Origin of the sequence: Kushneria indalinina DSM 14324, assembly GCF_003385845.1 — a bacterium.
Lineage (GTDB): Bacteria > Pseudomonadota > Gammaproteobacteria > Pseudomonadales > Halomonadaceae > Kushneria > Kushneria indalinina.
The window spans coordinates 634,580-648,608 of the sequence record NZ_QRDJ01000008.1; the positions used below are offsets into that span (position 1 = coordinate 634,580).

The window sequence follows — 14,029 nt, forward strand, 5'->3', positions numbered from 1 at the left end:
TGATTGTTTTTTGAACGTCCCGATTCGGGAGAAACGGCTGTCCTGGTACATATCGATTTCCAGGACAGTACCGAGCGCGAAGACGCTTCAGAGTTCATGGAGCTGGTCCGTAGCGCCGGTGCCGTACCAGCGGCTCTGCTGACAGGCAGTCGGCGCTCCCCCAGCCCCAAGACCATGATCGGTGAAGGCAAGCTCGAAGAGCTGCGCGAAATGCTGAGTACGCATCACGCCGAGCTTGCCATCTTCAATCATTCTCTTTCGCCCTCTCAGGAACGCAATCTTGAGCGGATCCTTCAATGTCGTGTGCTGGACCGTACCGGTCTGATTCTCGATATCTTTGCGCAACGCGCCAGAACGCATGAGGGCAAGCTGCAGGTAGAGCTTGCTCAGCTTGAATATATGTCGACCCGTCTGGTGCGCGGCTGGACGCACCTTGAGCGTCAAAAGGGCGGTATCGGTCTGCGTGGCCCGGGCGAGACCCAGCTGGAAACCGACCGACGCCTGCTGCGCGGGCGCATCAAGGCGATCCACAAGCGCCTCGATCGGGTTCGTAGCCAGCGCGATCAGAATCGCCGTTCGCGTACGCGGGCAGAGATTCCCTCGGTCTCGCTGGTGGGCTACACCAACGCCGGCAAGTCGACGCTGTTCAATGCATTGACCAATGCCGATGTCTATGCCGCCGATCAGCTCTTTGCCACGCTTGACCCCACGCTCAGACGTCTTGAGATCAGTGATGTCGGGCCCATCGTCATGGCTGATACGGTAGGATTCATTCGTCACCTGCCCCACAAGCTGGTCGAGGCCTTTCGTGCCACGCTGCAGGAGGCCGCCGAGGCAAGCCTGTTGGTGCACGTTATCGACGCTGCCGATCCGCAGCGCGAAGCGCATATCGAACAGGTCAATGCCGTGCTTGACGAGATTGGTGCTGGTGAAGTGCCAAGACTTCTCGTCATGAACAAGACCGATCTGCTGGGGATGTCACCCCGTCTGGAGCGCAGTGCCAGCGAAGAGGTGAACACCGTCTGGCTCTCGGCACGTGAGAGTACAGGCTTCGATCTGCTGGAGCAGGCCCTTTCCGAACGCCTGGCCACGGATCTGGTGGAAACCTCGGTGATGCTGGAGCCCTCCCAGGGCTGGCTGCGCGCTCAGCTCTTTTCCCACGACGCCGTTCAGGAAGAAAGCTTCGATGACGAAGGCAGAACGCATCTGAAGATTCGACTGCCGCGTCGTGATCTGTTACGCCTTCTTTCTCATGCCGATGAAAACCCGGATGATTACCTCTCTCAGGCAGAGCAGGGCCGGGAGCAGTGGCAGGAATAAAATGCCACCGCGTCATGCCAGGAAGAATTTCAGGTCTTTGGCATGACGACATGTTACAAATAGGGACGCTTCCGGCATTATCAGGATGATCGGATATTCAAAGCGCTACTGTAAGAATGGCGCGTAATGATGTTATGAGACTGGCGTTTCGCAACTCTTGCCCAGTGGAGAAGATGTATGGCCTGGAATGAGCCTGGTGGTGGCGGCAACAATAACCAGCAGGACCCCTGGAGTGGTGGTGATCGCCGCGGTGGTAGCGGCGGTGGCAATAATAACCAGGGTGGTGGACCTCCTGATCTTGATGAAGTCATCAGGAAACTGCGCAACAAGCTCAACGGGCTGCTGGGCCGTCGTCAGCTTCGCTCGGTCAACGGCGGTGATGACAACAACGGTGGCAACCAGGGCGGTGGCAGCGGCCGTAGTGCCCTGTTGCTGCCGATCGTTGTATTGATTGTGGGTATCGTTGTCTGGGCGGGATCGGGTTTTCACCTGATCGATCAGTCCGAGCGCGGTGTTGTTTTCCGTTTTGGTAAATATACCAATACCCTCGGTCCGGGCCTGCACTGGAACCCGCCGCTGGTTGATCGGGTGGAAAGCGTCAATGTGACCCGTATCCGCTCTGCCAGTCAGACGGATTCCATGCTGACGCGTGATGAAAACATCGTGCGTGTCAGTATCTCTTCCCAGTATGTGGTCTCGGACTCGCACGCGTTTCTGGTCAACGTTCGCGGCCCGGAAATGACGTTGCAAAACGCCATGGACAGCGCCCTTCGTCAGGAAGTGGGCAACATGGATCTGCAGCAGATCCTGACCACCGGTCGTGAAGAACTGGCCGGGGATATCTATGATCGGCTGGCGTCATATCTTGAAGCCTATGGCACCGGTATCCGGCTCCAGACGGTCAACATGGAGTCCACGGCACCGCCGGATCAGGTGCAGGATGCCTTTGATGACGTTATCCGCGCCCGTGAAGAGCAGCAGCGCACCATCAACCGTGCCAATGCCTATCGTGATGCCATCCTGCCTGAAGCCGAAGGTCGGCGTCAGCGCATGATCGAGGAAGCGCAGGGCTACAAGGCAGCGGTAGTGGCCGATGCCCAGGGTGAAACCAACCGGTTCATATCGCTGCTGGGCGAATATGAGAAGGCACCCGACGTGACGCGTCAGCGTCTGTATCTGGACACCATGACCGAGATTCTGGGGAATACGCCCAAGGCACTGGTGGATCTGGGTGAAGGCAATGATGCAGTGACGGTTCTGCCACTCAACCAGATGGGCCGTGGCGATAACAGCGGCAATCGCAACAGCGACAGCAACCAGAATAACGTGGATGCGCGTCAGCTTGAGCAGCTCTCTCAGCAGGTCGTCGAGCACATGAGAAGCAATCAGCAGCAAAACAACGGTCGCAGCAGCCTGCGGGAGGGACGCTAATGTTCAACAATCGCGCCCTTGTCATCGTGATCGTACTGGGCATTCTTGCCTGGGTTGGCAGCGCCAGCCTTTATACGATCAATGAAACCGAGCGTGGCATCAAGCTGCGCTTCGGTGAGATTGTGGAAAACGACATTCAACCCGGCCTGCACTTCAAATGGCCCATCCTCAACACGGTCAGGATCTTCGATACGCGTGTGCTGTCAGTGGATGCCAGCGCTACGCGCTATCTGACCAGCGACTCCAAGGCCGTTATCGTGGATTCGTTCGTGAAGTGGCAGATCATCGATCCGGGACTTTACTATGAGGCCACGCGAGGCAACGAGCAGGCGGCCGAGCGTCTGATTGCGCCGCGTACCGACGAGGCACTGCGTAACAAGTTCGGCCAGACGACACTGACGCAGATTGTTCGTGAGCGTCCCGCAACGCAAAGCGACAATCAGGACGTCGTCAAAAAGGTGCGAGAGGAAAACAGCGATGTTGCCACCGAGCGTGATGAGCTCATGGTAGATCCAATTTCCCAGCTTGATCAGGCAATGCGTCAGGAGCTCGGGGTGCGCATTCTCGATATTCGCGTCAAGCGTATCGAGCTGCCCAGCGAAGTCACCCAGGCGGTTTATGAGCGCATGAACTCGCAGCGTGAGCAGGCCGCCCGCGGCTATCGCGCCGAAGGGACGCGTCAGGCCGAAGAGATCATGGCGGATGCCGATCGCCAGCGCCAGGAGCTTCTGGCCAGCGGGCGTCAGATTGCTGAAACCACGCGCGGTGAAGGCGATGCGGCAGCGGCGGCCATCTATTCGGCGGCCTATCAGCAAAATGCCGGTTTCTTCGATTTCTATCGCACACTTCAGGCCTATCGTGAAAGCTTCAAGGGTAATGACGACCTGATGGTGTTGAGCCCGGCAAGCAACCAGTTCCTGCAGCTGTTCAAGCAGGGCAACGGTGAGACATCTTCGCCAGCGGCCCCCTGAATTCCGGGAAGATGCCCGGGCGGGATTTCTCCGCTGACGAGTTGTGATAGTATCCTTCAACCGGGGGCTTCCCCCGGTTTTTTTGTGGCTGTCGTTTGTCGATGGCCGTGATGTGGTGCCTGTTTCGGGGCTACCCGGGCCACCTTTTTTTTACTTCTGTCAGGGCGTGTTCGATGACCATTGCTGATCGCTGGCTGCTGCCGGACGGTATGGATGAAGTGCTGCCACCTCAGGCGCTGCGCATGGAGTCGCTGCGTCGCGGCCTGATGGATCTCTACTATCGCTGGGGTTACGACCTGGTCATGCCGCCGCCGGTGGAGTTTCTGGACTCTCTTCTTACCGGCGCCGGTACCGACCTTGATTTACAGACATTCAAGCTGACCGATCAGCTGACCGGTCGTCTGATGGGCGCCAGTGCTGATGTGACGCCCCAGGTGGCCAGAATGGATGCTCACTCCCTGCGCCGTCAGGGGCCGGTGCGATTGTGTTACTGCGCCCATGTGCTGCGAGCCAGAGCCGATGAGCATCAGGGCGGACGCAGCCCGGTGCAGGCAGGACTTGAGCTTTTCGGCCATGCCGGCATCGAGGCCGATATCGAGATCGTGAAACTGGCCCTGGCGAGCCTGTCCTTTGCCGGTGCCAATGATGTCCATCTGGCCATCGGACATATCGGTATCTACCGGGCGCTTGCGGAAGAGGCGCGGCTTGAAGACGACGTCGAGTCACTGATTTTTGAGGCGCTGGAGCGCAAGGCAGTATCAGAAGTCGATGCGCTGATCGAGCAATACATCGAGGATGTGTCGCTTGCCGCCATGTTCAAGCAGCTGCCGCGCCTGCACGGCAGCGTTGAAGTGCTCGAGCGGGCCCGAAAGGTCTTTGCCAATGGCTCGCCGGCCATCATTGAGGCGCTTGATCAGCTGACGTCACTGCAAAATGTTCTGAGCGCCGCTCATGACGATGTCACGCTCTATTTTGATCTGGCTGAGCTGCGCGGTTATCAGTACCACACGGGGCTGGTCTTTGCCGCTTACGTGCCAGGCTATGGTCAGGCGCTGGTCAAGGGTGGTCGCTATGACGACACCGGTCGCGCATTCGGTCGGCCCCGCCCGGCGACCGGTTGTTCCATGGACCTCAAGCAGCTGGCGACCCTTTGCCAGCGCGCGCCTTCCCATGATGGTATCTGGGCGCCCACGGATGATGATAATGGCCTGAGCCAGCGTATTCATGCGCTGCGCGATGCTGGCGAGCGGGTTGTTCAGCAGTTACCGGGACAGTCCACCGATGCGCTGGCCCATTTCTGCGATCGTCAGCTTATCCATCGTGATGGCGCCTGGCAGGTTGAGCCGCTCGCCAACTGAATTTGACACCCGGTGTCTGCCCGTTCCGGGCAGGCCTTTGAATCAGAGATGAAACAATGGGCAAGAATGTCGTAGTACTGGGCACGCAGTGGGGCGATGAAGGCAAGGGCAAGGTCGTCGATCTGCTGACAGAATCGGCGTCCGCCGTGGTTCGCTTTCAGGGCGGGCATAACGCCGGGCATACGCTGGTCATCGATGGCAAAAAAACGATCCTGCGCCTGATTCCTTCGGGCATCCTGCGTCCCGACGTGACCTGTGTCATTGGTAACGGCGTGGTGCTGTCACCGGAAGCTCTGCTCAGCGAAATGGCCGAGCTGGAAGACAGTGGTGTGCCTGTGCGTGAAAGGCTGCGGCTGTCGCCGGCCTGTCCGCTGATTTTGCCCTATCACGTGGCGCTCGATGTCGCGCGTGAAAAGGCTCGCGGCGTGGCCAAGATCGGCACCACCGGTCGGGGTATCGGGCCGGCCTATGAAGACAAGGTGGCGAGGCGTGGCCTGCGCCTTGGCGATATCCTGCATCGCGAGCGTTTTGCCAGCAAGCTCGGAGAAGTGCTCGACTATCACAACTTCGTCCTGACCCGCTATCACGGCGAGCCCGCCGTGGACTTCCAGGAAGTGCTGGACCAGGCCATGGCCATGGCCGAAGAGCTGCGCCCGATGATCTGCGACACGGTCTCCTTCGTGCATGACCTGCGAAAGCAGAACAGGAACATCATGTTCGAAGGCGCTCAGGGATCGCTTCTGGATATTGACCACGGTACCTATCCGTACGTGACCAGCTCCAATACCACGGCCGGCGGCACGGCCACCGGTTCCGGCGTGGGACCGCTCTATCTGGATTACGTGCTGGGGATTACCAAGGCCTATACCACCCGTGTCGGCTCCGGCCCGTTTCCTACCGAGCTTTTCGACGAGTTCGGACGCCACTTGGCCGAGCATGGCCACGAGTTTGGCTCCAACACCGGTCGTGCCCGCCGCTGCGGCTGGTTCGATGCCGTGGCACTGCGTCATGCCGTGCAGATCAACTCGATTTCCGGGCTGTGTCTGACCAAGCTCGACGTGCTTGATGGGCTCGAAAACATCCGTGTCTGTGTCGGCTATCGCACCAAGGATGGCGAACTGATCGATAACCTGGTGGACAGCGAAGGCTACGAGGCGATCAATCCTGAATATCGTGATCTGCCGGGCTGGCGTGAATCCACCGTCGGGGCTCGCACGCTCGACGAACTGCCCGCCAATGCGCGCGCCTATATCAGCTTCCTTGAAGAACAGATCGGTACGCCCATCGATATCATCTCGACGGGTCCGGATCGCGTTGAAACCATTGTTCTGCGCAACCCTTTCGACAGCTGAGCCGTGACGTGACTGCCTTCCGATCCCTGATGATTCATCAGGGATTTTTAGTGTCGGGTCACCGTGTCAGAGGCATCAAAGCCTTAAGCTATCATACTGATTGGCAAGGAAGTGGGTTCACACCGCCTGTAATGAGGACTAAAATAGTACGCAATCAGTCAGGCAAGAGGCCGACATGCTGAAGCTGTCGAAAATGAGCGATTACGGAGCGGTGGTGATGGCGCAGATATCGCGTCATCCCGACTGCTCGCATGCTGCTGCCGATATTGCCGATCGCGTCGGACTGCCTCGACCCACCGTCAGCAAGACACTCAAGCTTTTACTGCGTGCCGGGCTTTTGACGTCGCAGCGCGGCGTCAACGGCGGTTATCGGCTGTCACGCAGTGCCAGTGCCATTACGGTGCGCGACATCATCACCGCCATCGAGGGGCCGGTGGCCATGACCGAGTGCAGCCATGGCCACGGTGACTGCGATCTGATGTCCAGCTGTGGCGTGGCCAGCAACTGGCAGCGCGTGTCGCTGGCCGTACGTCAGTTGCTTGACAGTGTCACACTGGCCGATCTGGCGCACGATGCGCCGATTAAATTGCCCGTACAGCTGCCCATACAGAGTGTGGCACTCAGTGAGGCACGGGGCATCTGACGGACCGCAGACGATATAACACGACGGTTCTGACCAACGACCGATGAGACGAACAGTACCCGTTTGAGGGGAGAGGATCATGGCAACCGAAGCAATGGAGCAGCTTGCTCGTCGCGAGTACAAGCAGGGATTTGTGACCGATATCGAAAGCGATACGGTGCCGCCCGGGCTCGATGAGAGTGTTATCGCCTTTATCTCGCAGAAAAAGGGCGAGCCGCAGTGGATGCTGGACTGGCGTCTCGAGGCCTATCATCAGTGGCTCAAGATGACGTCGCCTTCCTGGGCGCATCTGGACTACCCGCCGATCGATTACCAGGCCATCTCGTATTTCAGCGCGCCCAAAAAGCCGGAAGACCGTCCCCAGAGTCTGGACGAAGTCGATCCGAAGCTGCTGGAAACCTATGAGAAGCTGGGGATTCCGCTGCATGAGCGTGCAGCGCTTGCCGGTGTCGCCGTGGACGCTGTCTTTGACTCGGTCTCCGTGACCACGACCTTCCGGGAAAAGCTTGCCGAGGCCGGTGTCATCTTCTGCTCGATCTCGGAAGCCATCCGTGAATATCCCGAGCTGGTACGCCAGTATCTGGGCACGGTCGTGCCGCAGGGAGATAACTACTTCGCCGCGCTCAACTCAGCGGTTTTCACTGACGGTTCGTTTGTCTATATCCCCGAAGGCGTGACCTGCCCGATGGAGCTGTCGACCTACTTCCGTATCAATGCCGCCAATACCGGTCAGTTCGAACGTACGCTGATCGTGTGCGACAAGCGTGCCCAGGTCTCCTATCTGGAAGGCTGCACGGCGCCGCAGCGTGATGAAAACCAGCTGCACGCGGCCGTGGTCGAGCTGGTGGCACTGGAAGATGCCTACATTAAATACTCCACCGTTCAGAACTGGTATCCCGGCGACGAGGACGGCAAGGGCGGTATTTACAACTTTGTGACCAAGCGTGGTGACTGCCGTGGCGATCGCTCGCGCATCAGCTGGACACAGGTAGAGACCGGTTCTGCCATCACCTGGAAGTATCCGTCGTGCCTGCTGCGTGGCAACGAGAGCAAAGGCGAGTTCTACTCGGTGGCCGTGACCAACGGGCGTCAGCAGGCCGATACCGGCACCAAGATGATCCATATCGGCAAGAACACCTCGTCAACCATCGTCTCCAAGGGGATTGCTGCCGGCAAAAGCAATCAGTCCTATCGTGGACTGGTCAAGGTCTCGCCGCGCGCGACCGGCAGCCGTAACTTCACCCAGTGCGATTCGCTGCTGATCGGTGACAAGTGCGGTGCCCATACCTTCCCCTATCAGGAGATCGGTAACAGCCGCTCGACCATCGAGCACGAGGCAACCACCTCCAAGATCGGTGATGATCAGCTCTTTTACTGCAAGAGCCGTGGTATTTCGGAAGAAGACGCGGTCAGCATGATCGTCAACGGCTTTTGCAAGGATGTCTTCCAGGAGCTGCCGATGGAGTTTGCGGTAGAAGCCGAGGCGCTGCTCAGCGTGACGCTTGAAGGTTCGGTTGGCTAATAACAGTTGATGCGGGCGGCGTCGATGGCCGCCCGTACTGGCAATTTTCGTGTAGCCGCCCGGCGGCGCATCATTACAGAATCAGGGTTACAACATGCTCGAGATCAAGGATCTTCACGCGACGGTAGAAGGCAGCGAAATTCTCAAGGGAATCACGCTGACCATCAATCCCGGTGAAGTACACGCCATCATGGGCCCCAACGGCGCAGGCAAGTCGACTCTGTCAGCCGTGCTGGCCGGTCGCGATGGTTATGAGGTCACTCAGGGCACCATCACGTTTGACGGCAAGGATCTCATGGAGATGGAAGTCGAAGAGCGTGCACAGGCAGGCCTTCTGATGGGCTTCCAGTATCCGGTGGAGATTCCGGGGGTCAAGAACATCTATCTGCTCAAGTCGGCGCTCAATGCTCAGCGTGCGGCGCAGGGGCTTGAGGAAATGCCGGCGCCCGAGTTCATGAAACTGATCAAGGAAAAGATCGGCTTCATGAAGATGGATTCCAGCTTCCTGCATCGCGCCGTCAACGAAGGGTTTTCAGGCGGTGAGAAAAAGCGTAACGAAATCCTGCAGATGCTGGTGCTACAGCCGAAACTGGCTCTGCTCGATGAGATCGACTCCGGCCTGGATATCGATGCCATGAAGGTCGTGGCCGACGGTGTCAATTCGCTGCGTGACGAGAACCGCGCCATTTTGATGGTGACCCACTATCAGCGTCTTCTTGATCACATTACCCCTGATCAGGTGCATGTGCTGATTGACGGGCGTATCGCCAAGTCAGGCGATCGTCACCTGGCCGAAGAGCTTGAAGCGCGCGGTTATGAATGGGTTGTCGAGGAGCCTGCTGCATGAGCCTGCCTGAAACACTCATGAAGCGTCTGCATGCAGCGCCTGCCGGTGAGCCCGAGTGGCTCACTGAAAAGCGCCGTGCCGGGGCTTCTTATTTTGAAACGGTCGGTTTCCCCACGCGTCGCGATGAGGCGTGGAAATATACCGACATGTCACGGTTTTCCGATCTTGAATTCGGTCAGGCTGACAATGCCGAGCTTGATCAGGCGAGCTATGACGCACTCAAGCTCGATATCGATGCCTGCCGGCTGGTATTCGTCGATGGCCTTTTCAATGCCGAGCTGTCCGATCTTGATTCGATGCCCGAAGGCGTGGCCATTACGCCGCTGTCTCAGGCGCTGAAAAGCGATCAGCCGGCGGTCAGCGAACAGCTGGGCCATCTCACCGGTATCGATTTTTCGGCCTTCAGCGCGTTGAATACGGCGTTGACCGGGGAAGGCGCCATCGTGACGATCGGCAAGCGTCAGGCGGTCGAGAAGCCGATCTATCTGCTGTTCATCTCGCGCAACAACGCCGCGCCGGTCATGAGCCATCCGCGCATTCTGGTGAACTGTGACACCGAAAGTGAAGCCACCCTGATCGAGCACTATGCAGGTGAGCAGGGCGCGGCCAACCTGACCAATGTCGTCACCGAAATCGAGATGGCGCCGGCCTCAAGGCTTTCGCACTACAAGCTGCAGGAAGCGAGCCAGAGTGAGTATCACGTGGCCAGCATTCAGGTGGATCAAAAGCGCGATACGAACTTCATCTCGCATAACCTGAATCTCGGTGGTGCCGTGGTGCGCAATGATCTGGTCAGCGATCTCAATGACGAGAACGCCACGGTGGATCTGCTGGGGCTCTTTTTCGGTCAGGATCGTCAGCACATCGATAACCACACCAAGGTCAACCACAACGCGCCGCGCACGTACTCCAACGAGAACTACAAGGGTATTCTCGATGGCCGTGCCCGCGGGGTGTTCAATGGCCGGGTGTATATCAAGCGTGATGCGCAGCAGGTGCTGGGTTATCAGAACAACGCCAACCTGTTGTTGTCCGATCGCGCCGAAATCGATACCAAGCCCGAGCTTGAAATCTATGCTGACGATGTGCAGTGCTCTCACGGCACCACCACTGGTCAGCTGGACGAGAACGCCATCTTCGCTCTGCGTGCCCGTGGCATCGATGAGCAGATGGCGCGCGGATTGCTGACGCTGGCCTTCGCCAATGAGGTCATGGAGCGCATTCACCACAGGGTGCTGACGGATCGTGTCGAACGTGCGGTAGCGGGCAAGCTGCCTGACCGCTTCAATCTCGAAAGCCTGGTAGAAGATACGTCGCTATGAGCATGACCGACGAACTCACGCTGGATGTACAGGCCCTGCGCGCGGAATTTCCCGTGCTGAGCCGCAAGGTCCATGGGGACAAGGCGCTGGTCTATTTTGACAACGCGGCCACGACCCAGACCCCAAAGGCTGTGCTGGATACCTGGGTGGATTATTTTGAGCGTTACAACGCCAATATCCACCGCGGGCTGCATCGGCTTGCCGATGAAGCCACGCAGGCCTATGAGCATAGCCGTGACACCGTGCGTGAGTTCGTCAATGCTGAAGATGTTCGTGAGATCATTTTCACCCGTGGCACCACAGAGGCCATCAATCTGGTCGCCCAGAGCTGGGGTCGTAGCCAGCTCGTCGAGGGTGACGAGATCCTGATTTCACGGCTGGAGCATCACTCCAATATCGTGCCCTGGCAGATGCTGGCGCAGGAGAAGGGGCTTACCATCCGGATCATTCCGGTGGATGAGCGCGGTGAGCTGGACATGGCCGCCTATCGGGAACTCTTTACACAGCGAACTCGTCTGGTCTGTGTCTCACACGTCTCCAATGCGCTGGGAACGGTCAATCCCGTGGCCGAAATGGCGCGTATCGCGCATGAGCACGATGCCCGGATTCTGGTGGATGGGGCGCAGGCGGTGGCGCACACGCGCGTCGATGTACAGTCACTGGATGCCGACTTCTACGCCTTTTCGGGGCACAAGCTTTATGGTCCGACCGGTGTCGGCGTGCTTTATGGCCGTCTCTCCCTGCTGGAAGAGATGCCGCCCTGGCAGGGTGGCGGCGAGATGATCAAGACCGTCAGTCTCGAGGACGGTACCCGCTTTGCCGAGCCGCCTCATCGTTTCGAGGCGGGCACGCCTGCCATTGCCGAGGTGATTGCGCTGGAGCGGGCCATTCGCTGGGTCACCAATCTTCACTTTGAGCTGCTGGAGAGCTGGGAACAGCGTCTGTTGAAGCATGCCACCGAACGCATGAAAGAGATCGATGGCATGCGCATTATCGGTGAGGCACCGCACAAGGCGGCCGTGATCTCCTTTGTGGTTGATGGGGCCCACTCGCAGGATATCGGCCTGCTGGTCGATCAATTCGGCGTGGCCATACGCACCGGGCACCACTGCGCGCAGCCGCTGATGCATCACTATGGGTTGGATGCCACCTGTCGAGCGTCGTTTGCAGCGTACAACACGCTGGAAGAGGTGGATTATTTCGTCGATGCCCTGCAGCGTGTCGTGACCATGGTGCGGGATTGAGCATGATCAGAGAGGGCTATTGATGAGCGCGATCACATCCCTGCAAAAGGGGCACCAGCTACCCCTGCAGCGTAATGTCGAGGCCATCTCGATCCCTTTTGGAAAGCCGGTCTGGCTGGACGAGGACGAGACGGTTCAGGTCATGCAGGCACTCGGGACGTCGGTGTCGGTACTGTACAAGGGCAACATGTATCTGATCGAAGGCTTCAATCTGGATGCCTTCGGGATGGAGTCCATGGAAAGGCCCCATTTGCCTGACGGTGCCACTGATGAAGAGCTTGAAGCCTTTGTCTGGGCGCAGCTTCACACCTGTTTTGATCCAGAGATTCCGGTCGATATCGTCGAACTGGGGCTGGTCTATGGCTGTAAAATCACGACGCTGATTGACGGCCAGAAAATGGCCCAGATCAAGATGACGCTGACGGCACCCGGCTGCGGCATGGGTGAAGTCATCGCCGAAGACGCCAAGCACAAGATTCTGGGCGCCGAGCAGATCGACCGTGTCAACGTTGAGCTGATTTTTGATCCGCCCTGGTCACGGGACATGATGAGTGATGAAGCAAGGCTTGCGCTCAACATGTTTTGAGGCGCCGAAAGGATTGACACAAACGCCCCGAAGCCAAGGCTTTCGGGGCGTTTTTGTAGGGGTATTGCCCGGTTGGAGGCGGTCGCTTAAGCTGGCAGGCGGTCTGTTTCGGTGATTCCCTGGCAAATGAATAGATACATGGCAGGATTGCTCAAGGGCATGGCAATCGTGGGTGCCATGGCATTGGTGCTCATCGTTGTGGTGACGGTGAGCGCCAACTATTGGGTATGGCGAAAGACCCATGCCAGCATCACGCTTGAAAGTAGTCAGTGTGTCCATGAACCAGTGGGCCTGGTTTTTGGCACATCCTATGGCTTGCGTGGCGGCGGGGAGAACCCCTGGTACCGGGCCAGGCTGGATCTTGCCGCCAGTCTCTGGAAGTCAGGGCAGGTGGATCACCTGCTGGTGTCGGGCGATAACCATACGCGCTACTACAACGAGCCCATCCGCATGTGGCGCGATCTAAGACGTCAGCAGATACCGGATGCGGCCATGACGCTGGATTACGCCGGTTTCAGTACCTTTGATACGCTGGCGCGCAGCCGGGATGTCTTCGGCGTTTCAAGAGTGACACTCATTTCACAGCGCTGGCACCTGCCGCGGGCACTGTTCATTGCCCAGTATCTCGGCCTTGAGGCCCGGGGGTGCGCAACACGTAAGCGCTCGGTCTTCAATGATCGCTGGATGTGGGCAAGAGAGATACTCGCCCGCGTACAGCTTCTGGCCGACCTTTACCTCTTTGATCGCCATCCCTATTTTCTGGGCCCGAGCATTGTGCTGCCCACCGATGCAGAAACGCCCGGAAATATCATTCCCGTCTACCGGCGCGTACCCATGCCGGCTCCCGTGGAGCATGCCCTTGAGGATCTGCGCGCTCTACGTAAACCGGATAACGATCAAGACCTGAAGCAGAGCTGGCACGTCTTTTAGTCGATCGTCAGCGCTTTTTCTGATGCTGATACTGATGCAATACGCGAATAATGGCGCGGCAGTTTTTCCATAACCGCTCCATGACGGGCTCGATCTCTTCGGGAAGGGCATGGGTCATCATGGTGGAAAGCGCCTGCATGATGATGCGCTCCTGCTCGAGCAGCTCATTGATCAACACGTGCTCGTTGTTGACCACAAAACTCTTGAGCCGGCTCCACAGCCAGAGGTAATCATCGCGCTCGACGTCGGCATCGCGAGGGAGAAGATCAAGATGGCGGCGGGCCTGTTGCTGCAGCAAACGCATATCCTGGCGCCGCTCTTCAAAGCAGGGGGTCAATGCCTCACGCATGTCATTACGCAGGCGGGCGGCATTATCCTGATAGTAGTCAAGACTATCGGCCAAAGCCTCGAGCAGGCCATCCATCGCCGCCTGGCGATTGTCGAGAAACATGAGGGACTATCTCCACTGATGCCAGAAGAATTGAGGAAGGAGCTGAAATTCT

General features: G+C 58.3%; 13 protein-coding genes. 12 read left to right on the plus strand and 1 reads right to left on the minus strand.

Going from position 1 to position 14,029, the window contains the following annotated elements:
* Positions 1-3: 3 nt before the first annotated feature.
* The 12 genes from hflX (at position 4) to C8D72_RS13900 (ending at position 13,526) form a co-directional block, all read left to right on the plus strand.
* Positions 4-1,320: a ribosome rescue GTPase HflX gene (hflX, locus tag C8D72_RS13845; protein WP_115855004.1), complete on the plus strand. Its 1,317-nt coding sequence runs from the start codon at positions 4-6 to the stop codon at positions 1,318-1,320.
* A gap of 177 nt (positions 1,321-1,497) precedes the next feature.
* Complete coding sequence (gene hflK, locus C8D72_RS13850; RefSeq protein ID WP_115855005.1) at positions 1,498-2,751, plus strand: FtsH protease activity modulator HflK; 1,254 nt, start codon at positions 1,498-1,500, stop codon at positions 2,749-2,751.
* Entirely contained in the window at positions 2,751-3,722 is a 972-nt protein-coding gene (gene hflC / locus C8D72_RS13855) for a protease modulator HflC (RefSeq protein WP_115855006.1), read from the plus strand. The genes hflK and hflC overlap by 1 nt, the downstream gene beginning before the upstream one ends.
* A 173-nt stretch (positions 3,723-3,895) precedes the next feature.
* Positions 3,896-5,080: an ATP phosphoribosyltransferase regulatory subunit gene (locus tag C8D72_RS13860; RefSeq protein ID WP_115855007.1), complete on the plus strand. Its 1,185-nt coding sequence runs from the start codon at positions 3,896-3,898 to the stop codon at positions 5,078-5,080.
* Positions 5,081-5,136: 56 nt separating this feature from the next.
* A complete protein-coding gene (locus C8D72_RS13865; RefSeq protein WP_115855008.1) occupies positions 5,137-6,432 on the plus strand; it encodes an adenylosuccinate synthase in 1,296 nt (431 codons plus the stop codon).
* Positions 6,433-6,607: 175 nt separating this feature from the next.
* Positions 6,608-7,075: an SUF system Fe-S cluster assembly regulator gene (locus tag C8D72_RS13870; RefSeq protein WP_115855009.1), complete on the plus strand. Its 468-nt coding sequence runs from the start codon at positions 6,608-6,610 to the stop codon at positions 7,073-7,075.
* A gap of 79 nt (positions 7,076-7,154) precedes the next feature.
* Positions 7,155-8,597 (plus strand): Fe-S cluster assembly protein SufB, encoded by a 1,443-nt coding sequence (sufB, locus tag C8D72_RS13875; RefSeq protein ID WP_115855010.1) that lies wholly within the window; start codon positions 7,155-7,157, stop codon positions 8,595-8,597.
* 94 nt (positions 8,598-8,691) lie between these two features.
* On the plus strand, positions 8,692-9,444 hold the full coding sequence (gene sufC, locus C8D72_RS13880; protein ID WP_115855011.1) for a Fe-S cluster assembly ATPase SufC: 753 nt from the start codon (positions 8,692-8,694) through the stop codon (positions 9,442-9,444).
* Positions 9,441-10,766: a Fe-S cluster assembly protein SufD gene (sufD, locus tag C8D72_RS13885; protein ID WP_115855012.1), complete on the plus strand. Its 1,326-nt coding sequence runs from the start codon at positions 9,441-9,443 to the stop codon at positions 10,764-10,766. The genes sufC and sufD overlap by 4 nt, the downstream gene beginning before the upstream one ends.
* Positions 10,763-12,010 carry an aminotransferase class V-fold PLP-dependent enzyme gene (locus tag C8D72_RS13890; protein WP_115855013.1) on the plus strand — a complete coding sequence of 416 codons (1,248 nt, stop codon included), beginning with the start codon at positions 10,763-10,765 and terminating at the stop codon, positions 12,008-12,010. Before sufD ends, C8D72_RS13890 begins: the two co-directional genes overlap by 4 nt.
* 22 nt (positions 12,011-12,032) lie before the next feature.
* Entirely contained in the window at positions 12,033-12,596 is a 564-nt protein-coding gene (gene sufT, locus C8D72_RS13895) for a putative Fe-S cluster assembly protein SufT (protein ID WP_115855014.1), read from the plus strand.
* A gap of 138 nt (positions 12,597-12,734) precedes the next feature.
* A complete protein-coding gene (locus tag C8D72_RS13900) occupies positions 12,735-13,526 on the plus strand; it encodes a SanA/YdcF family protein (protein WP_245955265.1) in 792 nt (263 codons plus the stop codon).
* Positions 13,527-13,533: 7 nt separating this feature from the next.
* On the opposite strand, the gene C8D72_RS13905 is transcribed toward C8D72_RS13900, so the two are convergent.
* Positions 13,534-13,977 (minus strand): hypothetical protein, encoded by a 444-nt coding sequence (locus tag C8D72_RS13905; RefSeq protein ID WP_115855015.1) that lies wholly within the window; start codon positions 13,975-13,977, stop codon positions 13,534-13,536.
* Positions 13,978-14,029 lie beyond the last annotated feature (52 nt).